This is a genomic window from Anaeromyxobacter sp., from assembly GCA_016718565.1.
Lineage (GTDB): Bacteria > Myxococcota > Myxococcia > Myxococcales > Anaeromyxobacteraceae > JADKCZ01.
The window spans coordinates 89,258-113,002 of the sequence record JADKCZ010000018.1 but is presented as its reverse complement, the minus strand read 5'-3'; the positions used below and the strand labels follow the sequence as shown (position 1 = coordinate 113,002).

Below are 23,745 nucleotides of genomic sequence, written 5' to 3'. Positions count from 1 at the left end.
TGGCGTGGCGGCGCCGCATATCCCGTGGGCGCGGGGCATGCTAGGCATGGACGCGGATGAGCGCTTCGACCACTCGGCACGGGCCGGCGCCGGGTGGCTCCGTGGCCCGCAACGCCTTCCACCTGGTGCTGGGCCAGGTGGTGACCACCGCGCTGGCCATCGTGTTCAGCGCCACCCTGGGGCGCCGGCTGGGCGCGGCCGACTTCGGCCTCTACTTCCTGGTCACCACCACCGTCACCTTCGCCTACGTGGTGGTCGAGTGGGGCCAGGTGCAGTTCGTGGTCCGGGAGCTGGCGCGGCAGCCGGAGCGGTCCGGCGACCTGCTGGGCACCACGCTGGCCTGGCGGGCCGCCGGCGCGGCGCCGCTGGCCGGGCTGACGGTGCTGGTGGCCTGGGGGCTCGGCTACGACGTCCGGACCCTCGGGCTGCTGGCCCTGCTCATGCTGGCCACGCTGCCGTTCTTCCTCTCCCAGGCCTACGGCCTGGTCTTCCGGGCCCGCGAGCGGATGGATCTCGACGCGCAGGTCCAGGTGGCCTTCAAGGCGGCGGCGCTGCCGCTGGCCATCGGCGCGCTGGCCCTGGGCGGCGGCGTGGCCGGGGTCATCCTCGCCCAGGGCGCCGCCGGGCTGCTGGCGCTCGGCCTGGCCTGGCTCAGGAGCCGCGCGCTGCACCTGCCGCCCCTGCGCGTCGCCCGGCCGGCCTGGCGCGAGCTGCTGCTGGGCGGCCTGCCCATCCTCGCCATCGGCCTGGCCGTCACGGTGCAGCCCTACATCGACGTGCTGGTGCTCACCGCGCTGGTGCCCCCCGCGCCGGTGGGCTGGTACGGGGCGGCCCGCAACATCCTGGGGACGCTGGTGGCCCCGGCCACCATCCTGGGGACCGCCTCCTTCCCGCGGCTCTCCCGCGCCGCCGCCGACCCGGCCCAGTTCGGGCTGGAGCTGCGGTCGGCCCTGCGGACCCTGCTGGGGATCGGCGCCCTGGCCGGGGTCGGCACCTACCTCTTCGCCGGGCTGGCGGTGGAGACCATCTACGGCGAGCGGGGCTTCGGCCCGACCGCCGACATCCTGCGGGTCTCCTCCCCGTCGCTCTACCTGGTCTGCATCGACGTGCTCCTGGCCAGCGCCCTGGTGGCCCTGGGCCGGCCCAAGGCGCTGGCGGCCTTCAAGGCGCTCAACGTGGCGGTCTGCACCGGGGCCTCCTTCCTGCTCATCCCGTGGGCCCAGGCGCGGTACGGCAACGGCGGGATCGGGCTGGTCCTGGCCTTCGGCCTCAGCGAGGTGATGATGTTCGCCGCCGCGCTCCGGCTGCTGCCGCGGGGGACGGTGCAGGGCTGGTTCGCCGCCGACGTGGCCCGCTCGCTGGCCGCCAGCGCGCTGACGCTGGGGCTCTTCCTGGTGCTGCCGCCGCTGCCGCCCCTGCTGGGCGTGCCGCTCTGCATCCTGGCCTTCGGGGCCGCCGCCGCCGCCTTCGGCCTGGTGACCTGGGCCGAGCTGCGCGCCCTCGCCGACGCGCTCCTGCGGCGCCGCGCCGCCGCCCCGGTCCCGCCGCCGCCGGCCCGGTAGCGCCCGGCGCCTGGTCGGCCGGCCCTGGCTAGCGGCCCCCGGGGCGCCGCGCCGCCGGTCCGCCGCCGGGCCACCACCTCGCCGGCGATGGCGTCGAGCCGGTCGCCGATCGACCTCCAGCCGTACTGCTGGTGGGCCAGCGCCGAGGCCCGGTCGGCCAGGTGGGCGCGCAGCGCCGGCTCGCGGAAGAGCCGGACGATGGCGGCTGCCAGCCCCTCGGGCGCGTCGGCGAACAGCGCCGACTCCCCCTGGACCAGGTCGATTCCCTCGCAGCCCACCGAGGTGGTCACGATGGGCTTCCGCATCGCCATGGCCTCCAGCGCCTTGAGCCGGGTGCCGCCGCCCACCAGCAGCGGGATGACGTAGACCTGGCCGGCGGCCACGTAGGGGCGCACGTCGGTGACGTACCCGGTCACCACGATCCGGTCGGTGGCGCGGCGCTGCAGCGCCCGCGAGGCGTTGGCCCCGACGATGGTGAGGGTGGCGTCCGGGACCTCCTGCTGCACCAGCGGGAAGACCCGGTCGAGGAAGAAGGTCATCCCCTCGTCGTTGGGGGCCCAGTTCATCAGGCCGCAGAAGACCAGGCTGTTCGGCCTGGGCTCGACCGGCGGCGGGGTGAAGAAGTCCAGGTCCACGCCGTTGGGGACGACGTGGATGGACTGGGCGGGCAGGTCGGCCTGGAAGACGTCCCGGTCGCGCTCCGAGGTGGTGAGCAGCGCGTCCCCGCCGCGGCAGGCCGCCAGCTCGTCCCGCTTCATCAGCCAGGCCTGGTAGCGGTGGTAGGCGCGCGCCACCAGGCCCCGCGACTGCGAGGCGTAGCGGCGCCAGATGTCGTACTCGACGTTGTGGGTGTCGGTGATGGTCGGGATCCCTGGCGGGAGCCGGTAGTAGGTGAGGCCCGGGAAGCTCAGGATGACGAGGTCGAAGCGCTCCCGCCGGACCAGCTCGTCGAGGGCGCGCTGGAACCTGGCGGAGACCTGCTGCCGCAGCAGGCTCCGCCCGGTCAGCCCCAGCCTGATCCGGGTCACCAGGCTGACCCAGCGCGGCACCCGGCCGTCCACGTAGACGATCTCCCGGCACTGGTGGCCGATCTGCTGCCGGACCCGCGCCTCGTCCTCGGGCGAGCCCAGGGCCAGGGCCGTCACCTCGTGGCGCCGCGTCATCTCCTCCAGGAGGTGGAAGGTCCGCTTGGTGACCCCGGACTCGGTCGGGAACTTGAGCGTGTGGATCGCCATCAGGATCTTCATCGACGGTCCTCTCTGTCCGACCGGCCTGGCGCGGCCATGGGCGCCGCCGCCCGGGCGCGGGGGACGGAGACCGCGGCGCGGGGAGGTGGCGGGGGCGGCGTCATCGGCGGCTCGGAGCGGCGGCGTCGCGGGCTTCACGACGGGTCACGCCGACGGTGCGGAACACTAGGGCCGCGCCGAAGGGGCTGTCAACGGAGCGGCCGACCCCACGACCACCGGACAAGCGGGCGGGTCGACGGGGCCTGGGGGCGCGCCGCACCGCGCTCAGGCGCGCCGCGGCCAGGCGCCGCAGGCCACCGCCAGCTTGCCCGCCAGCGCCAGCGCCAGCGCCGCGAGGAGCTTGTACTGCGTGTAGTGGGCGCCGGTGTCGCCGTACCCGAGCATGTGACAGGCCACCAGGGCGCCGATGCACCCCAGCGCGGCCACCCGGTGGTCCGGCTCGGTCGCCACCCGCAGGGATCGGAAGGCCAGGAACAGGCCGCCGGCGAAGAGCGCCCAGACCGCGGTGAACCCGAAGAGGCCCAGCAGCATGAACTGGCCCAGCACGGTGTTGTGGGGCCACTCCCGGTACTCCTTGTAGATGGAGCTGATGTCGTCGTTCGCCATGTGCTCGGTGTAGCGGCCGCCCAGGCCCAGGCCCATGAGCGGCCGCTCCCGGATCGACATGGCGATGTTCCAGTTCTCCACCTCCCGCCAGTAGGCCGAGTGGTCGTAGGAGGTGTCGGCCACGCTGCGCAGCGTGAGGACGGGGGCGAAGAGCGGCGAGGCGCTGTTCCAGCCCACCGCCACGTAGAGCACCAGCGCCGGCAGCGCCACCAGGAGCAGCCGGGTCAGGCGCCGCTTCCAGGCCAGCATCGGGCTGGTGAGGTAGCCCACCAGCAGGACCATGAGCACCATCACCCACACCAGCCGGCGCCCGTTCTCGAGCATGCCCACCACCAGCAGCGGGAGGAGCAAGGCGGTGCGCAGCAGCCGGCCACGGTCGGCGCGCTCGGTGAGGTCGGCCAGCAGCAGGAAGGCGGCGGTGGCGAAGAGCACGGAGTCGCCGTGGCTGGTGGCCACCGCGAACTTGCCGCCGTATTCGGCGATCGAGAGCCGCTGCACGATCAGGGCCAGCAGCGCCCGGGTCGCCGCCGCGGCCACCACCACCCGCCCGACCAGCCGGTGGTCGATCGGCCCGCGGAAGGCGGCGTCGAAGAGCAGGAACAGCAGCACGGGGTGGAGGTAGTTGCGGAGCTTCCAGGGCACCAGCCCCTGGCCGCTGGCGAGCCCGACGGCCTCGGCGAACAGCACCGCGGCCACGGTGAGCACCAGCAGCCGGGGCAGGAGGGCGCTGCCCCGCACCCGCCCGCCATCGTCGAGGGTCGAGCCGCCGACCCGGCGCCGGGCCCAGAGGGCGAGCAGGAGGACGCCCACCACCTCCAGCCCGGTCACCGACAGCCCCGGGAGGCCGGTCACCGCGTCGAGCCGCTCCTGGAGGAGGTCGCCGATGATGGCGAAGGGGGTGCGCCACTGGCCGGTGGACTCGCCGTGGGCGTCGATCCCCAGCGAGAGGTAGATGAGGCCCGCCACCGACCACCGCAGGGGCAGCCGGCTCACCACCCAGGCGCCGGCCGCCAGCGCCGCCGGCACCGCCGCCAGCACCGGCCCGGCGCCCGCCACCACCGCCGCCGCGGTCGCCGCGGACACGCCGGCCAAGAGCGCCCAGAAGGCGAGCCGCCCCGGCGCGGCCGGCGCCGGCAGGTCGGGCGAAGGCAGGTCGGGCGCCCAGGCCACCTCCCTCCAGGCCTGGAGTCCCTGGCCCGGCGCGGCCGGGAGGGGCTCCTCCAGCCGTCCGGCGCGCACGTCGACGGCCGCGGAGAGGAAGAGGGCCAGGGCCAGCCCACCCACCAGGCCTCCGCCGAGGAAGAGCAGCCCGTAGGGCTTGACCGGGTCGCGTGGCACCCGCGGCGGCGCCACCACGCTGTAGCGGTACTTGAAGGCCGAGGCGGCCATCGCCAGCGTCATGCGCGCCGCCGCGATCCGCTCCAGGCGCGTCGAGTGGGCCCGCATCAGGTGGTCGAGCCGGCGGCTCTCGGTCTCCAGCCGCACGTCCCGCAGCGCCACGCCCAGCCGGCCCGCTGGATCGACCGCGTCCAGGAAGGAGGAGGGGGCCCCCGGCCCGCCCTCGGCGCGGCCGCTGCGGAGGAGGACCTGGCGCTCCAGGGTCTCGACCTCGAGGCGCAGGTCGTGGAGCTGGGTCGACGGCCCGGCCATGCCGTCCAGGGCCTGGCGGGTGCTGCGCACCGCCGGGTGGTCCGGGGCGAAGGTGGCGAGCGCGCGGTCGAGGTGGACCTGCAGCTCGGTGGCGCGCCGGGCCCGGCCCTGCTCGAGCGCGGCCATGGCCTGGCGGCGCTCGCCGAGGGTGCCCTCGAGGCGTGACAGCTCGTCCTCCCGGGCGGCGCGGGCCCGCAGGCCCGGCGCCAGCCCTGGGGCGCCGAGCTGGCGGCCCCGCTCGGCCAGCCGCTGGATGGACGCCTGGATCTCCTGCTGGATCCGCTCGTCGTGATCCTCCAGGATCGCCGCCATCTCGGTCGCCATCTGGACCTCGGTGAGGTGGCGATCCTCCATGAAGCTCTGCACCGCCGCCTCGACGATGTCGAGCGCCAGGACCTGGTCGGTCCAGGCGAAGGCGATGGTGACGGTCTCGCCCTTGTCGGGCTCGACGACCAGCCGGTCCTGCAAGGTGTCCACCAGCAGGTCGAGGACCTCGTCGGGCGTCCGCTCGCGCCCCCGCAAGGTGTCCAGCAGCCAGTCGCGCGCACGGACGGCCGGGGCGCGCCCCGCCAGGTACCGCTCCACGAAGCGGGTCTGGCGGCAGATGGCGAGGATGTTGCTCTCCCGGGTCACCACCTCGCGGACGGCGTGGGCCGGGGCGTCGTCCACCCCAGGGAGATCCGGCATGGTCAGCGCCTCTGCGGCCGACCCCTGCTGCGCCAGCACCCTGGCGCGCACCTCCCAGCGGACCGGCACCACCAGCCGCGCCGCCAGCCCGACCGCGCACAGCAGCAGCGCCGCGCCGAGGGCCAGGGCGCGGTGACGGAGCGGCGCCTGGAGCAGGAAGGGCAGCACCTCGCGGAGCCGCTCGCCCTGGGCCCGCGCCGGCCAGGGGGCCGGGTCCTGCCCGGCGGGGGCGCCGTGGCGCGGCGTGGGGCTGGGGCTCACGTGGTCACGACCAGCCGTGGACCGGCGCCCGGCGGCTCACGGCCCCCGGAGGGAGCGGGGCCTGGGCGCTTCCGGGAGCCGGTGCAGCTCCCCCAGCACCTCGATCCCGACGGACTCCTCCAGCTGCCACTTCTCCACCACCCGGCCGCCGATCAGGTCGGCCAGCAGGGCCACCCCGAAGGCCGCCGCCAGGCCGCCCAGGAGCCCTCCCACCAGGTAGATCAGCGTGTACGGCCTGGCGGGCCGCCGGGGGAGCTGCGGCGGGGAGACCACCGTGTAGCGGTACTTGAAGGCCGCCAGGGCGGTGTCCATCTCCAGCCGGGCGGCGTCGATCCGCTCCAGCAGGTTGGAGTGCTCGCGCAGCAGGTCCTCCAGCTGCCGACGCTCCAGCTCCAGCCGCGGGTCGGCCATCTGGAGGAGGCGCAGGCGGGCCGCCGCCATGTCGGCCTCCAGCGTCGAGGCGACCGCCGGGGCCAGGCTGGCCTGGCCGCCTCGCCGGGCCACCTCGGACTCGAGCTGGGTGATCTCGGCCTGCAGCGCCTGCCGCTGCGGCGAGGGCTGGGACAGCCCGTCGATGACCAGCTTGGTGCTGGCCAGGGTGGGGTGGCTGGGGGCGTAGATGGTCTGCTGCTGGGCCAGCTGGGCCTGCATCTCGGCCAGGCGCTGTTGCCGGAACAGCTCGAGGTCCGCCAGGGCGCGCCGGCGGGCCGCCAGGGTGGCCTCCAGCCGGGCCAGCTCCCCGCTCTCGGCGCGCGGCGGGGCCACCGGCGGCGGGCGCGGGCTGGTGCGGACCTGCAGGGCGCGCTCCTTCACCTCCACCTTGGCCACGGTGGTGGCGATCTCCTTCTGGACCTTGGCGTCGTGCTCCTCGAAGATGGCGATGGACTCCCCGACCGCCTCCACCTCGGCCACGTGGCGCTCCTCCAGGAAGATCTGGAGCGCCGCCTGCACCACGTCGAGGGCCAGCTCGCGGTTGGCCCACTCGAAGGAGATGGTCACGGTCCCCTCGGCCCCGGTGGAGATCTGGAGCCGGTCCTGCAGGGTGTCCACCATCACCTCCAGGAGCAGCTCTGGCGTCCGAGCGGTGCTGGAGAAGCGCTCGACCACCCAGTCCCGGGCGCGCACGACGGGAGCCCGGGAGGCCATGTGCCGCCCGACGAAGTCGACCTGCTTGGCCAGCGCCACGATGTTCTCGCGCCGGATCACCACCTCGCGCGCCGAGCGGGTCGGGACGTCCCACTCGCGGTTCATGCCCGGGTTGGTGAGGCTGCTCATGAGCAGGCTGCGCTGGGTGAGCACCACGGTCTGGACCTGGTACTTCACCGGCATGATCAGGATCAGGACCACGCCCAGCGCCAGGCAGGCCGCCAGCGCGGCGGCCGCCAGCGCCCGGTGGCGCAGCGGCGCGCGCAGCAAGAACCCGGCCTGGTTGGCGAGGAGCGCCCACCCGAGGCCGTCGCCGCCGTCGTCGACCGGCCGCCCACGGCCCTCGCCTGGGGGGTACCGCTGATCGCCTGGATTCCACGGCTGCGACAGGTTGTCCTCCCCGGTCTGGCGCGACGCGCCGTACGTCTAGCACGCCTGGCCGCCCGCGACTGTACCACCAGCCTGGGGCGCGGCGGGCCGCCCGGACCCGGCGCGCCCATGTTACTCTCCGTTCAAACGCCGACACCACCGCGCCTGCACCGGACGCCGGCCGAGCCCCCAGGCTCACCGTCGTCCCCGGGACGGGGGATGGCCACCAGACACGCGCGGACCGATGGTACGCGGACGGGGAGACCACCACCATGTTCAGCAGCGACGTCCTGAAGATCGACGCGCCCGCCGTGGCGGCCCGCATCGAGAAGGCCATCCGGGAGCAGGTGCTCGGCGACCTCAAGAAGCGGGGCGCCGTGGTGGGCATGTCGGGCGGCATCGACAGCTCGGTGGTGGCGGCGCTCTGCACCCGCGCCCTCGGGAAGGAGCGCGTCTTCGGCCTCTTCATGCCGGAGCGGGCCTCGTCCGGGGAGTCGCTGGAGCTCGGCCGGCTGCTGGCCAGCGGGCTCGGCATCCCCACCGCGCTCGAGGAGCTGGCGCCCGGCCTGGCCGGCCTGGGCTGCTACGCCCGCCAGGAGGAGGCCATCCGCCAGGTCTTCCCGGAGTACGGGGAGGGCTGGCGCTGCAAGGTCTCCCTGCCGTCCATCCTGGAGAGCGACCGACTCAACCTGACCTCGCTCACGGTGGCCGACCCGTCGGGCGCGCTCAGGACCGCCCGCATGCCGCTGGCCGCCTACCTGCAGCTCATCGCGGCCACCAACTTCAAGCAGCGCGCCCGGACGATGATGGAGTACTACCACGCCGATCGGCTCAACTACGCCGTGGCGGGCACGCCCAACCTGCTGGAGTACGATCAGGGCTTCTTCGTGAAGTCGGGCGACGGGGCCGCCGACTTCAAGCCCATCGCCCACCTCTACAAGACCCAGGTCTACGCGCTGGCGGAGTACGTCGGGGTCCCCGAGGAGATCCGGCGCCGGCCGCCCACCACCGACACCTTCTCGCTGGCCCAGTCCCAGGAGGAGTTCTACTTCGCCCTGCCCCACGGCGAGATGGACCTGTGCCTCTACGCGTACGTCAACGGGTCACGGCGGAGGAGGCGGCGCCGGTGGTGGGCATCACGCCGGCGCAGGTCGAGCGGGTCTACCGGGACATCGAGGCCAAGCGCCGCGCCGCCCGCTACCTGCACGCCGCCCCGCTGCTGGTGACCGGACCGCGGAGCCCCTGAGATGTGCGGCATCGCCGGGCTGGTCACGCTCCATGACGGGGCGCCGCCGCCGTCCCGCCAGGCGCTGACGGCCATGGTGGCGGCGGTGCGCCACCGCGGCCCCGACGAGTTCGGGCTGTACCGCGACGCCCGCGCCGGGCTGGGCCACGCCCGGCTCTCCATCATCGACCTCTCGACCGGCCAGCAGCCGCTCTGCAACGAGGACGGCACCCTCTGGATCGCCTTCAACGGGGAGATCTTCAACTACCTCGAGCTGCGCGCCGAGCTGCTGGCGCTGGGGCACCGCTTCCGCACGGCCAGCGACACCGAGGTCATCGTGCACGCCTTCGAGGCCTGGGGCGAGGCGGCCTTCGAGCGCTTCAACGGCCAGTTCGCCATCGCGCTGTGGGACGCCGCCCGGGAGCGGCTGGTCCTGGCCCGGGATCCGCTGGGCGTGCGCCCCCTCTACCTGTGCGAGCACGGCGGCCGGCTCTACTTCGCCAGCGAGGTGAAGTCGATCTTCGCGGCCGACCACGCCATCCCCCGCGCCCTCGACCCGGTCGGGCTGGCGGAGACCTTCACCTTCTGGACCGTGGTCCCGCCCCAGTCGGTCTTCCAGGGCGTCAGCGAGCTGCCGCCCGGGCACCTGCGGGTGGTGACGCGCCAGGGGAGCGAGGAGCGCTGCTTCTGGCGCCCACGCTACCCGGCCGGCCCGGCGGAGGGCTTCCGCGGCTCGCTGGACGAGGCGGTCGGGCAGGTGCGCCAGGCCCTGGAGGACGCGGTGCGGCTGCGCATGCTGCGCTCGGACGTCCCGGTCGGCTGCTACCTGTCGGGCGGGCTCGACAGCTCCCTGGTGGCGGCCCTGGGCCGCCGGGTGAAGGGGGAGCGGTTCCTCACCTTCTCGCTGCGCTTCGAGGACGCCGAGTACGACGAGACCGGCTACCAGCGCGAGGTGGCGGCCCTCATCGGGAGCGACCACCGCGACGTGGTGGTCTCCCGAAAGGACATCGGCGCCGCCTTCCCGGCCGTGGTCTACCACGCCGAGCGTCCGCTGCTGCGCACCGCGCCGGCCCCCCTCTTCCTGCTCTCCGGGCTGGTGCGCCAGTCGGGGATCAAGGTGGTCCTCACCGGCGAGGGGGCCGACGAGATGTTCGCCGGCTACGACCTGTTCCGCGAGGCGAAGGTGCGGCGCTTCTGGGGCCGCCTCCCCGGCTCGACGCTGCGGCCCCGCCTGCTGGAGCGGCTCTACCCGTACCTGGCCCGCTCGCCCGTGGCCCAGCAGGCGCTGGCCCGCGAGTTCTTCGGCAGGGGCCGGGAGGGCTGGCGCTCCCCTGGCTTCGGGCACCAGACCCGCTGGCAGCCCGCCGCCGCCCTGCAGCGGCTCTTCACCGGTGCGCTGCGGCAGGCCGCCGCAGGAACCGACGTGGTGGCCCGGCTCCTCGGCTCGCTGCCGCCCGAGCACGGCCGCTGGTCCACCCTGGCGCAGGACCAGTACCTGGAGGTGCGCACCCTCCTCTCGGGGTACCTGCTCTCGTCGCAGGGCGACCGGATGCTCATGGGCCACTCGGTGGAGGGCCGCTTCCCCTTCCTCGACGCCGGCGTGGTGGCGCTGGCCAACTCGCTGCCCTCCGGCTTCAAGCTGCAGGGGCTCGACGAGAAGCACGTCCTCAAGCGGGCGGCCGAGGGGCTGGTGCCGGAGTCCGTCATCCGCCGCACCAAGCAGCCCTACCGCGCCCCCGACGCCCTCTCCTTCGTGGGGGCGGCCGCTCCGCCGTGGGCGGCCGACCTGATGGGCGAGCGGGCCCTGGCCGACGCCGGCGTGTTCGAGCCCAGGCTGGCGGCTCAGCTGTGGCGCAAGTGCCAGGCCCACGGCGCGCAGGGGCAGTTCTCCAACTCGGACAACATGGCGCTGGTCGGCGTCCTCTCCACCCAGCTCCTGCACGACCAGCTGGTCCGGAACCTGCCCGCCACCCCGCCCATCACCTTCCGCACCGACGTCGACCGCCTGGAGCCCCAGGCCTGTCACTGAACCCGTCACCCGCTGTCAACATGGCATGGGACTACCGCCGGGGACGGCGACCATGGTGTGATCTCCCCTCCGAGGCCATCGAAATGAACCAAGACATCGCCACCCGCGTCCGCCAGTTCGTCCAGCAGAACTTCACGTCGAGGATCCAGCGCGGCTCGGCGACGAGGTGTCGCTGGTGAACGAGGGGATCGTGGACTCCACCGGCATGCTCGAGGTCATCGCCTTCCTCGAGGAGCAGTTCGCCATCAAGGTGGACGACGCCGAGACGGTGCCCGCCAACCTGGAGACCATCGGCCGCATCACCGCCTTCGTGGTCCGCAAGCAGCAGGTCGGCGTCGCCACGGCCTGAGGCGCCCACCACCCGTCCCGGCCGCTCCGCCGAGGAGGCACGACCATGTCCACCAGCCACGCAGTCCTCCACCTGGCCGGCAGCCTGGCGCTGCTCGCCGCCGCGCTGGCGCCGGCGGCCGCGGCCGGCGCCGGCGACGCCGCGCTGCGCGCCGACCTCGAGGCGGCGCTGAGGCGCTCGGTCTTCTTCGGCCACCAGTCGGTCGGGGGCAACGTGCTGGAGGGCCTGGCCGAGCTGGCCCGCCAGGAGGGCGTCGGCCTCCGGCTCGTCGAGGCGACCAGCGCGCTCGGCGCCGCGCCGGCGACCTGGGCGCACGGGGCCGTCGCCGACAACGGCGACCCGCTGCGCAAGGTGCAGAGCTTCGAGGGGTACTTCGCCCCGGCCGCGGGCGCCGCCCCGGACGTCGCCTTCATGAAGTTCTGCTACGTCGACTTCCACCAGGGGACCGACGTGGCGGCGCTCTTCACGCGCTACCAGGCGGCGCTGCGGGAGTTGCAGGCCCGCCACCCGCGGACCACCTTCGTGCACCTGACCGCGCCGCTCACCACCACCCAGGGCGGGCTGAAGGCCCTGGCCAAGCGCCTGCTGGGGCGGGAGACCTCCGAGGTGCAGAACGCCCGCCGGGAGGCCTTCAACGCGCTGGTGCGCCAGGCCTACCAGGGCCGCGAGCCGCTCTTCGACCTGGCCAGCCTCGAGGCCACCGGCCCCGACGGCCGGCCGCGGACCGTCACCGTGGGCGGCCGGCCGGTCCCGGTCATGGACGCGGCCTACAGCGACGACGGTGGGCACCTGAACGCCGAGGGCCGGCGCCACGTGGCGCGAGCCCTGGTGGCCTTCCTGGCGGCCCTGCCGCCCGCCGCGCCGGCCGCCGGAGTCCGGTGATGGAGCCAGCCGGGGCGGAGGGCGTCGCGCCCGGCCCCCAGCCCCGCCACTGGGGCCTGCACCACGACTGCGAGAAGTACTACGTCATCATCTGCGGGACGACGACCCCCCGGCTCGCCAGGAAGGTGCTGGCGTGGGCCTGGAACTTCGAGCTCCACTGCATCGCGGTCTACCGCCTCGGGCAGCTCGGCCTGGTGCTGATGGAGCGGAGCAAGCTCCTGGGGGCGCCCCCTTTCGCCGTCTACCTGGTCCTGAACTACCTGATGCGCCTCCTTCACAAGGTGGAGATCCCCTTCCGGACGCGAATCGGGCCGGCCTTCCACCTCGGCCACCCGTACACCGTGCTCATCGGGCCCACCACCATCGGCGCCAACTGCAACGTCACCCACAACGTCACGGTCGGCATGGGGTTGGGCGCCATCGGCCGGGGCATCCCCACCATCGGGAACAACGTCTGGATCGGCCCGGGGTCGACCCTGACGGGCCCCATCACCATCGGCGACGGGGCGACCATCGCGGCCGGTTCGGTGGTGTCGAAGGACGTCCCTCCCGGCGCCCTGGTGGCGGGCAACCCGGCCCGTGTGGTCGCCGCCGCCTACGACAACGCGGCGCTCCTCGGGTACCAGCTGCCCGGCCCCGCGGCGCGTTGACGCGGCCCGGGGTGGCGGGCGTCCGGAGGGTATAGGCTGCAGGGGTGTCGAACATGGAATCCCCCTTCATCCACGACTGGCTCTTCGAGCACGCGGCGCGGCGCCCCGGGGCCCCGGCCGTCGCCACCCCGACCACCCGGCTCAGCTACGGCGAGCTGGCGGAGCGTGTGCGCGCCCTGGCCTCCCAGCTGGCCGCCGCCGGGATCCGGCCGGGCGACCGCGTCCTGGCCGCGCTCCCCAACACGCCGGCCACCGTGGTGGCCAGCCTGGCCGTGCACGCGCTGGGCGGCACCACCGTGGAGGTGAACCGGGAGTGGAAGGCCGACACGCAGCGCGCCATCGTGGCGCAGAGCGGGGTGCGCCACGCCTTCGTCTGGTCCCGTGACGCCAGGACCTGGGGCGCGCTGGCCGACGACCGCCTGCTCGACCGGCTCTGGGTGGTGCACGCCGGCCCGCTCCCGGAGCGGGTGCTGGCCGACCTGGGCGGCCTGCCGGCCACGCTGCTGCTGGAGGACGGGCGCGTCGACCCGTCGCTGCCGGCCGTGCCGGAGCCGCCGCGGCCAGCGCTCGTCGCCGATCAGCCGGCGCTCATCCTCTACACCTCGGGCAGCACCGGCCGGCCGCGTGGGGTGGTGCAGACCTTCCGCAACGTTGACGCCAACACGCGCTCCATCGTGCGGTACCTGGGGCTCACGGCGCAGGACCGGGCCCTCGTCATCCTGCCGCTCTACTACTGCTACGGCCGCAGCGTGCTGCAGACGCACCTGCTGGCCGGCGGCTCGGTGTTCCTCGATGGCCGCTTCGCCTTTCCGCGGGTGGTGCTGGAGACCCTGGGGGTGGAGGGCTGCACCGGCTTCGCGGGCGTGCCGCTCACCTACGAGATCCTGCGGCGGCAGGTGGACGTCTCCAGCGTCGCCATGCCGAGCCTGCGGTACCTGACCCAGGCCGGCGGGGCCATGGCGCCGGAGACCATCGACTGGGTGCGCGCCGCCTTCGCGCCGGCCCGCCTCTTCGTGATGTACGGCCAGACCGAGGCCACGGCGCGGCTCAGCTACCTGCCGCCGGAGCACGCCACCGACAAGCGCGGCTCGATCGGCCTGGCCATCCCCGGGGTGGAGCTCCAGGTGGTGGATGGGCAGGGCAGGGAGCTGCCGCGCGGCGAGGTGGGCCACCTGGTGGCGCGAGGCCAGAACGTCACGCCGGGCTACCTGGACGAGCCGGAGGAGACCGCCGCCATCCTGCACGACGGCTGGCTCTGGACCGGTGACCTGGCGGAGCGGGACGCCGACGGCTTCTTCTTCCACCGCGGGAGGTCGAAGGAGATCCTCAAGATCGGCGGGCACCGGGTGAGCCCCATCGAGATCGAGCAGGTGGTGGCGGAGCACCCGGACGTCGCCGAGGCGGCGGTCATCGGCTCGCCCGACTCCCTCCTGGGCGAGGTCCCGGTGGCCTTCATAGTGGCCCGCCAGGGCTGCCAGCCGGAGCAGGAGGCGCTGCGCGCCTTCTGCCGGGCCCGGATGCCGGCCTACCGGGTCCCGGCCCGCTTCACCCTGGTGGAGGCCCTGCCGCGCAACGAGTCCGGCAAGCTGCTGCGGGCCCAGCTGGCTGCGCAGGCTGCGCCGGCCCGGGGCTGAGCGCCCCGGACCCCGCGGCCTGGTGTCACGGATTGGCCATTGCCTTCGGCGCCGGGCAGGCGCCTCAATCTACTGGGGCCTGCTCGAGGCCCCTGGAACCCCGGGGGGGGCTATGAGCGCGTGGCGTCGTCGCATCGGTGCGTTCCTGCTGCTGGCAGGGGTCTCCCTGGCTGCTCAGGCCGCACCCAGCCTCAGCATCGGTCCGGTGGGGACTTCCCATGACGGGGCCCTGGTGCACCAGCTGGAGCGAGCCCTCTGCTCCGCCAAGGACTGCCAGCCCTGGGCCAAGGTCTCCACCCGCGGGGTGCTCGACCTGAAAAAGGCCGGCCCGCTGCAGGTAAAGGGAGTGCTGACCGGATCGGTGGCCAGGAAGGGGGCCGGGCGCCAGCTCTCGCTCTCGTTCTTCACGGGCAAGGCTCTGGCGACCCGCACCTGGACCTTCCCGCTCGACGCCTCGGGCCTGCTCGCGCCGGCCGCAGTGCGCCAGCTGCAGACCGAGCTTCGGGCGCTGGTGGGCGGCCAGCCGCCTCCCGTGAAGGCGCCCGAGCTGGTGACGCCCGCCAGGCCCGCGCCGGTCGTGGTCCCCGCGCCTGCGGTCCGCCCTCCGCTCGCCCCTGCCCCTGCGGCCGAACCGGTCGTCGCCCCGGCGCCGGTCGGCGGGCGCCCGCTGGTCGCCGCGGAGCTTGGGCTCCGCCTGGCCAGCCGGACCCTGGCCTACCAGGGAGCCCGGCCCGCCGGGGCCAGGCTGCTGGCCTTCGACGTCCCGCTGGTCTCCGGCCCCGTGCTGCGCGCCGAGCTCTACCCGCTGGCCCACGGTGACGGCGTGCTGCTCCAGGGGCTCGGGCTCTTCGTCGGCTATGCGCGCACCTTCGCCGTCGACACCAAGGCCCAGGACGGCGCAGTCGTGGGCGACACCACCTTCACCCGCCTCGAGGCCGGCGTCCTGTGGCGCACCCCGCCGCTCGGTTCGTGGCGCCTGACGCTGGTGCCGGCGCTCTCCTACCAGCGCCACTCGGCGACCTCGAGCCCGCTGGTGCCCGGCCTGCCGGACGCCGAGCTGGCCGGTCTGGGCCTGGCGGTCGGCGCCGAGGCCCCGCTGCCCGGCCGGCTCATGCTGCTGGCGGGGCTCGGGTACGTGGCCTGGTCGACCGCCCGCGACCTGGTGTCGGGGTCCCCGGCCTTCTTCCCTGGCGGCAGCGCCTCGGCCGTGGACCTGGAGGCGGGGCTCGCGGTGGCGCTGGGGAGGAGGCTCTCGCTCAGAGGACTCCTCGAGGCCAGGTTGATCCGCTATTCGCTCGAGCCAGACCCGAGCGGGGCCTACGTCGCCGACGGGGCCAGCGACACCAACCTGGGTGCCCGCGTGCTGCTGCACGGCGAGTACTGACCTCAGCCCGCTCGTGGCCCCCCGTCTGCGTGCGTCGCGGCACCTCGGCCGTCCCGCTGGCCGGTGACGTGCCTCCCCGGTCTACCGGGCCTCCCGGCACCAGCCCACCATGACGTCATCCGGGTTGTTGCTGGGCGGAAAGGAGTCGGGTGTCGATCGGTGCGCGCATCGCGCTGCTGGCGGCGCTTCTCGCGGGCTGCGGGGGCGCGGCTGCGCCCGTGCCCACGTTCACGGTGCGTGGAACCTCGATCGTGGTCGACTCGGACGCGCCCTTCACGCAGCAGGCCGACTTCCCGGCGCGGCTGGAGAGCACGCTGGACGTGGCGCTGGGCTACTGGGGCGGCGGCTGGGGCGACCTCGACGAGGTGACCATCACCTTCACCGACGCGCCGCACGTCGCCTGCGGGTCCCAGGGGGCGGCGCTTGGCTGCCACGAGGGGCGGGACATCCGGCTCACGGTGCGCGATCCGGGCGCCGGCGAGCTCGCCTGCGTCGAGCAGACGGTGCTGGTCCACGAGGTGGGGCACGCCGCCATCGGTGACCCGAGCCACCGGGACCCGCGCTGGATGGAACTGGAACCCTTAGTTGAAGCCCTGGGGTCCCGGGCCGGCTATACCCGTGAGGGCAGGGTGGCGTGCGACCTGTATTTGAGCGTTTGGCGCCATCCGCTCGGCCTTCCGTAACCGGCGGAATCCACTTCTGTTCTGCCGCCAAGGCGGACCCCCTGTTGGGTCGGCAAATGTCCCGAAGTGTAGTTAAATCGGCTACTTCAGATCAGCCTCCATGGGGGCTGGTTGACCTTCATCAAGACGCGGTACGTGGGGAGGGCATCGTCCCCCGAACGAGCGTCACTCAGCGACGGGGGCTCAAAAACCGGAGAAGGCACAATGCGTCAGGTCCGTGCAACCCGCGTCACCAGCCTCGCTGCAGCAGCTCTCGCGCTCACCATCTCGGCCTGCGCCGGCGAGGTGATGGACGCCGCTCCCTCCGGGCCCGCGGGCACCACCGTGACCGTCGGCGTCCTGCCGGCCACCGTGGCGCTCCAGCCGGCCGAGGCCGTTGAGCTGACGGCCGTCGTGACCGGCGCCATCAACACCGCGGTCTCCTGGACGGTGCGGGAGGTCGGCGGCGGCACCGTCTCCTCCACCGGGCGCTACGTGGCGCCCGGCGCGGCCGGCACCTTCCACGTGGTGGCGGCCAGCGTCGCCGACCCGACGGTCAGCTCCGCCGCCACCATCACCGTGACCAGCCCCCCGGCGCCCGTGGTGGTCACCGTCACGCCGGCCACCGGCTCCATCAACGCCTGCGCCACGCTGGCGCTCACCGCGGCGGTGACCGGCTCGTCCAACGGCGCGGTGACCTGGTCGGTGCAGGAGGGGGCCGCCGGCGGCGCCATCTCGGCCAGCGGCGTCTACACGGCGCCCAGCACCGGTGGGATCTACCACCTGGTCGCCACCAGCGTGGCCGATCCGACCAAGAAGGCCAGCGCCACCGTGACGGTCACCGAGCGGGTGCTCTCGGTGCAGGTGACGCCGGCGGGCGCCACCATCCCGCCGGGTGGCACCGCGCAGTTCACCGCCACCGTGACCACCACCTGCGGCGCCTTCGCCACCGTCACCACGCTGGACTCGGCCGGCCAGGTGGTCCCGAACTGACGGGGCTGCAGGCGCGCCGCGGCGACCTCGCCGGCCCGCGCCGCCCTGTGCGCCGAGGCGCACGGTCGCGGCGGCGGCCTGCGCCGGCCTGTGCCGAACCCGCGGTCCTTGTGCCGCGCCCGGTCCTCCGGCATCGTGCCCCTGCCACGGCGGCGCGAGGACCGGATGACTTCGAACACCAACGACGAGCTGGCCCAGATCCCGCCGGGGCAGTGGAGCGCCGAGAAGGAGCGGGCCTACCTGCAGCTCTGGTTCGCCCTGGCGCGCCGGCCGTGGATGTCCGTGGTGCTGGTGCCTGGGCGCGCCGGCGGGTCCGCCGAGGAAGCGGCCATGGCGCTGGCCGAGGTGGGCCAGAAGGTCAGCGGCCTGGCGGTGCGGGCCGTCACCATGAGCGCCCTCGACTACGGCACCGCGCTGGTGCTCTCCGACCTGCAGGATCAGCTGCGCCGCTTCTCGGGCGAGGCGGCCCAGGCGCCCCGGGCCATCGAGGTCAGCGCCGAGGAGGTTCAGGGGGTCCAGGAGGACCAGGAGGCCGAGCCTGGGTCCGAGCCTTCCGAGCCGATCCAGTCCGAGGCGCCGGATCACCCCTCGGCCGGCCTGATGCCGGTCTTCCCGGCGGCGCGGTTCGTCATCGCCGTGCCCTGCATCCTCTCCGAGCCCCTCGGGCTGGCGGCCACCCAGGGCGCCGACGCGGTGGTGGTCCTGGTGGAGCAGGGGCTGACCCGGACGCGCGACGTGCGCCGCATCGTGGCGCAGGTGGGGCGGGACCGCGTCGCCGGCTGCTTCCTGGTGCACTGAGCCTGGAGCATCTCAGGCCCACAGGTCGAGCCGCCCGCCCCACAGCGCGGCGGCGGCCACCCCGGCGTTGCAGAGCGCGTGCGCCAGGATGGCGTCGCCGAGCCGGCCGCGCCACAGCTTGGCCGCGGCGAAGGCCAGCCCGGCCGCCGTGCCGGCCAGCCAGCTGGCGTGCAGCACGCCGAAGGCCAGCGACGACAGCGCCACGGCCGCCACCGTCCAGGCCCGCGGGTCGGTGGCCTCGAAGTCCTGGCCCACCAGCCACGGGAGCAGGAAGCCGCGGAAGGCCAGCTCCTCCACCACCGGGATCACCAGGATGGAGCCGAGCAGCCGGGACGCCACCCAGATGGTCTGGGCCTGGGGCGAGAGCCGCCCGAGCGCCTCGGCCAGCCCGTCGCCCTCGCCGCGCACGGCCAGGACCCAGGCCAGGCAGGTCACCGCGCCGATCAGGGCCGGCACCAGCGCCCCGGCCAGGTGGAGGCGAGGCGCCGGCAGGCTGGCGCGCACGCCCACCAGGACCGCCACCGCGGCCACCACCCGCACCCCGTACCAGGCGTCGAGCGGACCGTCGGCCCACAGGCTGGTGCCGAGCGCCGCCACCATGGTGGCCATGAGCGGGCCCAGGTAGGCGCCGGCGGCCTGCGGGACGAGGGCCCGGTCGTCGCGCGGGGCGGCGGCGCGGTGCAGCCAGGGGAGTCGCTCCGCCAGCGCCACGCCGCCCAGGGCCAGGCCGAGGAAGAGGATCCACCCCAGCTTGGAGTGGAAGCCGCCCAGGGCCAGGGCCTCGTGGCCCGCGGCGCCCACCAGGAGCAGGAGGGCGATGCGCAGCACGTTGGCGGCCAGGGCGGCCAGCGCGCCGAGGGGCAGGAGGAGCAGGGCGCGGCCGACGTGCAGCCGCCGGCGCGCCAGCGCGATCCAGGTGGCCAGGAACATGAGGACCAGCCCGACCCCGTTGACGCCCGAGCAGATGGGCGCGATCTCGACCTCGAAGCCGTCCAGCCCCAGGACCAGCGCGCCGGGGTCGGCCACCACCTGGCCGGCGCCGGCGCGCAGCAGCGCCACCACCGCCACGAAGGTGAAGCTCGAGAGGGCGCCCCAGAGCTGCTCGGCGGCGGCCGCCGCGCGCCAGGCCAGGGCTCCCAGGCCCAGCGCCAGCAGCGGGACCAGCCAGGCGCCCGCCAGGTGGCGCGCCGCCCACCGGAGCGGCACGGCGACCGCCAGCGCCAGCAGCGCAGTGGCGCCGGACCCGACCAGCAGGACGGCCAGGCGCGGGGCGGTGGCAGGGGGTGCCCCCGGGCCGAGCACCAGCCAGGCCGCGGCCGCAGTGGCCGCGAAGGCCAGCGCCTGGAAGGCGAGCGCCGGCCAGGGGCGCCAGGCGGGCAGGGGATCCTCGGCGAGCGCACCGCTGGAGGTGACGCCCTGGCGCGCCAGCAACCACCCGGCCGCCGCCGCCGCCAGCACCACCGGCGCCGCCAGCCGCATGGCGCCGATCAGGCCGGCGGCCGGACCGGTGGTGGGCAGGTCGACCAGGACCGAGAGGACCAGGTACTGACCAAGCAAGAGGCCACCGGGCAGCGCCCAGCGGGCTGGGCGCCGCGTCTCGGTGGCCATCGAGGAAGCCCTTGGGGTCGACGTGCTCAGCGGCCCTTGCGCTTGGCGACCAGGACCCCGCCGCCGGCCAGCAGCGCGGCGATGACGCCGCCGGTGGCCGGGTCGAACTCGGGCACCGAGCGGGGAGGCGGGCGGCGGCGGCTGCTGGTCGCGTCGGCGTCGGCGGCGAGGGCCGGGGCGGCCGCGCAGAAGGCGACCAGGAGGATGAGCTTCAGGACGGTGTTGCGGATGGAGCGGTTCATGGTGGCCTCGGTGAAGCTGACCGTGTGAGTTGCCTCGCGCGGCGGGAACGGCAACGACTCAGGGTGATGTGAGGCTAGGTAAGTTCAACGGACCGTGCAATCCCACGGTGCGGTGACCTCCCAGCGCGTGCAGCAGTTTGGCGCACCGCCCGAACAGGTCGTGCGCCCCGGCCCAGTCACTGCCGCGGTGTGGACCAGCTGGCCGCGAGGAAGACCCCGACCTCGGCGAAGGACGGCAGGCTCGGGTCCTTGGTGCGCTGCCAGGTGGCGTAGGCCCCAGCACCCAGCGAGGTGCCACGCGGCGCTGCTCGATCGATCCGCAGGTCCAGGGAGAGCAGGCGGGCATCGCCGGCGTCTCGCTGCAGGAGCGTGGCCACGGAGTGCCCGCCCAGCCGCCAGGCGGGCGCCAGGGCCCACTCGCCGTCCAGCGCGGCCTCGATGCGGCGGTCCACCGCCCCGGTCAGCCGGTCCACCACCGGGGTGGTGCGCAGCGCCAGCCGCTGCGTCAGCCCGCGCGCGGCCGAGTGCCGCAGGCCAACCTCGCCAGCCCAGGTGGCCCGCCTGGTGGCGGCGCGGTCGGCGCCATCGACGAGGCTGGCGCCCGCCCCGGCGCTGGCCCAGGCCTCCAGGGCCAGCCCCAGCCGGCGGCGCCACTCGGCCGTCAGCAGCGCGTAGCTGGCCACGTCGCCGACCGGGAAGCGGACGTCCTCGATCCGGGCCGCCAGCCCGAGCTCGTCGACGCGGGTGAGGCGCCAGCGGACCGCGGCGTCGAGGCGCAGGCGGCGCTCCTCTGGCACCAGCAGGCGGGCCTCGGCGTCGGCGCCTCCGCCGAGGTACCAGGCCACCCTGGCCGTCGCCTCGGTCAGGGGGTCGAGGTGGGCGGTGGCGGCGGCGGCCGCCTCGGCTTGCCGGACCGGCACCGCGGACGGCGTGGCCACCGCGCCGGTCGGCTCGTCCGGGCGCCGGGCGTCGGCCCGGAGGCGGGTGGTGCCGAACGCGCCGCGGGCCTCGCCCGAGACCGCCAACCACGGCGCGGGCTGCGCCAGCGCCGCCAGTTCGAGCAGGTGCAGGGCGTCGACCTGGGTGTCCGCCAGGGCGTCGGCCATGACCAGGCGGGGAGCGTAGGCCAGCGTGAGCACGAGATCGGCCCGCTCCAGGCGCACCCCGGCCCGCGGGACGGCTGCCAGCTCCAGGGTGTGGAGCGTCGGCGAGCCCTCCAGGGAGAGGCTGCGGCTGCGCGCCTCGGCGGCCACCCCGGCCTCGAACCCGAGGCCGTCGGCGGCCAGGGCCAGGCCGAGCAGCAGGCCGAGCGCGGCGGGCATGGCTACTCCACCACGACCACGTCGCCTTCCCGGAGGTGGAAGGCCGAGGCCGGACGCTCCCCCCGCACGAGGGCCTGGTACCCGAAGCGGATGCGGGTGGGCGCGACGTCGCCCAGCGGCACCTGGTACCGCAGGACGTAGACGGCGTCGCGGTGGGCGAACTCCCCGAGGCCGCCCGCCGCCGCCAGCGCCGCCAGCACGCCGGTCTTCCGGTCCACCTCGTAGATGCCTGGCCTGGCCACCTCGCCGGTCACCGGGATGCGCAGCGGCCGCAGGTCCTCCAGGGTGATGGTCACCACCGGGCCGACCACGAACGCCTGCAGCCGCGCCTTGAGCACCGTGGCCAGCTCCGCCGGGGTGCGGTTGGCCGCCTCCACGTCCTGCAGGAAAGGCACCGAGATGCGCCCGTCGTCGCGGACCCGGGTGCGCGCCACCGACATGGCCTCCTGGTTCCAGACGCGGACGCTCAGGACGTCGCCGGGCGCGATTCGGTACTCCTCCTCGGGATCCGCGGAGGGCTTCAGGTCCTCGACCCGCACCGCCTGCCCGGAGGCGGCGCAGCCGGCGAGCGCCACCAGCAGGACGAGGGCGGCCGGGACGGGCGCCCGGCGGAACCCAGGCGCGGGGCGGCCGCCGGCTGCGCGGCGCGGCGGGCCGGGCTGGCCGGCCCGGCTGGACAGCTCGGTCGAGACGGGGGGCTGGGTCATGGTGGTCGTGGACACGCCGAGGCGCGGCCATCTCCCTTGGGCTCGTGTGTAGACCGGTCGGCGGGGCTGTTGTGACGGGTGCGACGGATCCTAGGCTGCTCTCCAGGGGCCCCCCGCGTCCCTCTCGGGGGGCGCGTCATCGCACGGGCGCGCCGAATCCGCCACCCCGACGACACCGACCCGTCTTCGATGGACGCGGTGTGCGACCCCCCGCCACACGCGAACACGGGACAGCGCCGATGTGACCTGAGGTGACACGACCCCGAGTACGCGTCGTGTCCTCGGTGGACTTTCAGGAGTCCGTGGACGTGTTACCTGAGAGTCACGAGGGACATCGTATGCTCAGGGTCGACAACCGCACCGGCGAGGCACCGCTGCTGCTCCCGGATCTGTTCGTGCTGGGGGCGCTGCTGCCCCTGGCCTACCGCATCCACGCGCAGTTCTTCCCGGCCGGCCTGCCGCTCAGCCGCTACTGGCTGCCGCTGCTGGTGACGCTGCTGGCGTGGCTCGTCAGCTCGCGCTTCCTCGGCGTCTACCAGGGCGGCACCCGGCCGCTCAGCGCCGAGATCACCCGGGCCCTGAAGGCGCTGGCCTCCACCGCGCTGTCACTGCTGGTGCTGGTCTTCCTGGTCAAGTACCAGGAGATCTCGCGGGTGGTCACGGTGGTCTACTTCGGCCTGGCGGCCCTGGCGCTCACCGTGCTGCGGCTGGGCACCCGCGCCCTGCGCTGGGCGCCGCGGGAGCCGCGCTACTACGCGCTGGTCGGCACCGGCCAGCAGGTGGCCGACATCCTGACCGAGACCTCCTCGCACCCGGAGTGGGGGCTGAAGCTGGCCGGCTGCATCGTGGAGGACGGCGCGGAGCCCGACCCGGACTTCGTGGTGCTGGGCCGCCTCTCCGAGATCGGCAGGGTGCTGGAGACCCACGTCCTCGACGAGGTGGTCTTCGCGGTGCCGCGCGAGCGGCTGGCCTCGATGGAGGCCGCCATCCTGACCTGCGAGGAGGAGGGGGTGTCGGTCCGCATCGCCCTCGACGTGCTGCGCATGGGGCCGGCCCGCATGACGCTGGCCGACCTGGGCGGGCTGCCCATGCTGACCCTCTCGCGCACCCCCACCGACGGCCTGGCGCTGGCCGTCAAGCGGGTCTTCGACGTCCTGGTGAGCGCCTCGGCGCTGCTCCTGCTCTCGCCGCTGCTGGTGGGCGTGGCGGTGGCCATCAAGGCCGAGTCGTCCGGCCCGGTCTTCTTCCGGCAGCGCCGCGTCGGCCTGCGCGGCCGCCTCTTCGACATCCTCAAGTTCCGCAGCATGCACGTGGACGCCGAGGCCCGGCAGGCCGAGCTGCTGGCCCGCAACGAGATGTCCGGGCCGGTCTTCAAGATCACCAACGACCCGCGCGTCACGCGGGTGGGGCGCTTCATCCGGCGCACCTCCATCGACGAGCTGCCCCAGTTCCTCAACGTCCTGCTGGGCGAGATGAGCGTGGTGGGGCCGCGGCCGCCCATCCCGGCTGAGGTGGCGCAGTACCAGCGCTGGCACCGGCGCCGGCTCAGCGTGCGCCCGGGCATCACCTGCATCTGGCAGATCAGCGGGCGCAACCAGATCGACTTCGACCGCTGGATGGAGCTGGACCTCGAGTACATCGACCACTGGTCCCTCGCCAACGACATGCGCATCTTCTTCAAGACCATCCCGGCCGTGCTGGGGGCGCGCGGGGCCAACTAGGTCCCGGCGGC

General features: G+C 74.6%; 16 protein-coding genes and 4 pseudogenes. 12 read left to right on the top strand and 8 right to left on the bottom strand.

The genetic code is table 11. The features are described from left to right. The first annotated feature begins 56 nt into the window (after window positions 1-56). A complete protein-coding gene (locus tag IPO09_19585; GenBank protein ID MBK9519491.1) occupies window positions 57-1,562 on the top strand; it encodes an oligosaccharide flippase family protein in 1,506 nt (501 codons plus the stop codon). Window positions 1,563-1,669: 107 nt separating this feature from the next. Here IPO09_19585 and IPO09_19580 read toward each other — a convergent pair. The 4 genes and pseudogenes from IPO09_19580 to IPO09_19565 form a co-directional block, all read right to left on the bottom strand. Next, window positions 1,670-2,128 (bottom strand): annotated as a pseudogene (locus IPO09_19580) (glycosyltransferase). A 57-nt stretch (window positions 2,129-2,185) separates the two neighbouring features. Beyond that, window positions 2,186-2,809, bottom strand: a pseudogene (locus IPO09_19575) (glycosyltransferase). 264 nt (window positions 2,810-3,073) lie between these two features. Then, window positions 3,074-6,013 (bottom strand): hypothetical protein, encoded by a 2,940-nt coding sequence (locus tag IPO09_19570; GenBank protein ID MBK9519490.1) that lies wholly within the window; start codon window positions 6,011-6,013, stop codon window positions 3,074-3,076. Between the two features lie 36 nt (window positions 6,014-6,049). Further along, window positions 6,050-7,429 (bottom strand): hypothetical protein, encoded by a 1,380-nt coding sequence (locus IPO09_19565; GenBank protein MBK9519489.1) that lies wholly within the window; start codon window positions 7,427-7,429, stop codon window positions 6,050-6,052. A gap of 371 nt (window positions 7,430-7,800) precedes the next feature. Between IPO09_19565 and nadE the strand changes: the two are divergent. The 10 genes and pseudogenes from nadE to IPO09_19515 all read left to right on the top strand — a co-directional run bounded on the left by nadE (window position 7,801) and on the right by IPO09_19515 (window position 18,134). Continuing rightward, window positions 7,801-8,774, top strand: a pseudogene (nadE, locus tag IPO09_19560) (NAD(+) synthase). 1 nt (window position 8,775) lies between these two features. Then, window positions 8,776-10,782, top strand: coding sequence for an asparagine synthase (glutamine-hydrolyzing) (gene asnB, locus IPO09_19555; GenBank protein ID MBK9519488.1), 2,007 nt, complete (start codon window positions 8,776-8,778; stop codon window positions 10,780-10,782). A gap of 83 nt (window positions 10,783-10,865) precedes the next feature. Next, window positions 10,866-11,131: pseudogene (locus IPO09_19550) on the top strand (acyl carrier protein). Between the two features lie 45 nt (window positions 11,132-11,176). After that, on the top strand, window positions 11,177-12,013 hold the full coding sequence (locus tag IPO09_19545; GenBank protein MBK9519487.1) for an SGNH/GDSL hydrolase family protein: 837 nt from the start codon (window positions 11,177-11,179) through the stop codon (window positions 12,011-12,013). A gap of 200 nt (window positions 12,014-12,213) precedes the next feature. Then, window positions 12,214-12,663, top strand: coding sequence for a serine acetyltransferase (locus IPO09_19540; GenBank protein MBK9519486.1), 450 nt, complete (start codon window positions 12,214-12,216; stop codon window positions 12,661-12,663). Between the two features lie 53 nt (window positions 12,664-12,716). Then, window positions 12,717-14,297: an acyl--CoA ligase gene (locus IPO09_19535; GenBank protein MBK9519485.1), complete on the top strand. Its 1,581-nt coding sequence runs from the start codon at window positions 12,717-12,719 to the stop codon at window positions 14,295-14,297. A gap of 205 nt (window positions 14,298-14,502) precedes the next feature. Next, on the top strand, window positions 14,503-15,681 hold the full coding sequence (locus tag IPO09_19530) for a hypothetical protein (GenBank protein MBK9519484.1): 1,179 nt from the start codon (window positions 14,503-14,505) through the stop codon (window positions 15,679-15,681). A gap of 149 nt (window positions 15,682-15,830) precedes the next feature. Then, the gene (locus tag IPO09_19525) at window positions 15,831-16,364 is read left to right on the top strand and encodes a hypothetical protein (protein MBK9519483.1); all 534 of its coding nucleotides are present in this window, start codon (window positions 15,831-15,833) and stop codon (window positions 16,362-16,364) included. A gap of 204 nt (window positions 16,365-16,568) precedes the next feature. Beyond that, on the top strand, window positions 16,569-17,336 hold the full coding sequence (locus tag IPO09_19520; protein MBK9519482.1) for a hypothetical protein: 768 nt from the start codon (window positions 16,569-16,571) through the stop codon (window positions 17,334-17,336). 165 nt (window positions 17,337-17,501) lie between these two features. Next, window positions 17,502-18,134 carry a hypothetical protein gene (locus IPO09_19515; protein MBK9519481.1) on the top strand — a complete coding sequence of 211 codons (633 nt, stop codon included), beginning with the start codon at window positions 17,502-17,504 and terminating at the stop codon, window positions 18,132-18,134. A gap of 12 nt (window positions 18,135-18,146) precedes the next feature. Here IPO09_19515 and xrtE read toward each other — a convergent pair whose 3' ends face one another. The 4 genes from xrtE to IPO09_19495 form a co-directional block, all read right to left on the bottom strand. After that, complete coding sequence (gene xrtE, locus IPO09_19510; GenBank protein ID MBK9519480.1) at window positions 18,147-19,742, bottom strand: exosortase E/protease, VPEID-CTERM system; 1,596 nt, start codon at window positions 19,740-19,742, stop codon at window positions 18,147-18,149. A gap of 26 nt (window positions 19,743-19,768) precedes the next feature. After that, window positions 19,769-19,984 (bottom strand): hypothetical protein, encoded by a 216-nt coding sequence (locus tag IPO09_19505; protein MBK9519479.1) that lies wholly within the window; start codon window positions 19,982-19,984, stop codon window positions 19,769-19,771. Window positions 19,985-20,160: 176 nt separating this feature from the next. Continuing rightward, complete coding sequence (locus tag IPO09_19500) at window positions 20,161-21,306, bottom strand: hypothetical protein (protein MBK9519478.1); 1,146 nt, start codon at window positions 21,304-21,306, stop codon at window positions 20,161-20,163. Window positions 21,307-21,308: 2 nt separating this feature from the next. Next, complete coding sequence (locus tag IPO09_19495; GenBank protein ID MBK9519477.1) at window positions 21,309-22,013, bottom strand: polysaccharide biosynthesis/export family protein; 705 nt, start codon at window positions 22,011-22,013, stop codon at window positions 21,309-21,311. Between the two features lie 338 nt (window positions 22,014-22,351). Between IPO09_19495 and IPO09_19490 the strand changes: the two genes are divergently transcribed. Next, window positions 22,352-23,734 carry a sugar transferase gene (locus IPO09_19490; protein MBK9519476.1) on the top strand — a complete coding sequence of 461 codons (1,383 nt, stop codon included), beginning with the start codon at window positions 22,352-22,354 and terminating at the stop codon, window positions 23,732-23,734. The last annotated feature ends 11 nt before the right edge of the window (window positions 23,735-23,745 follow it).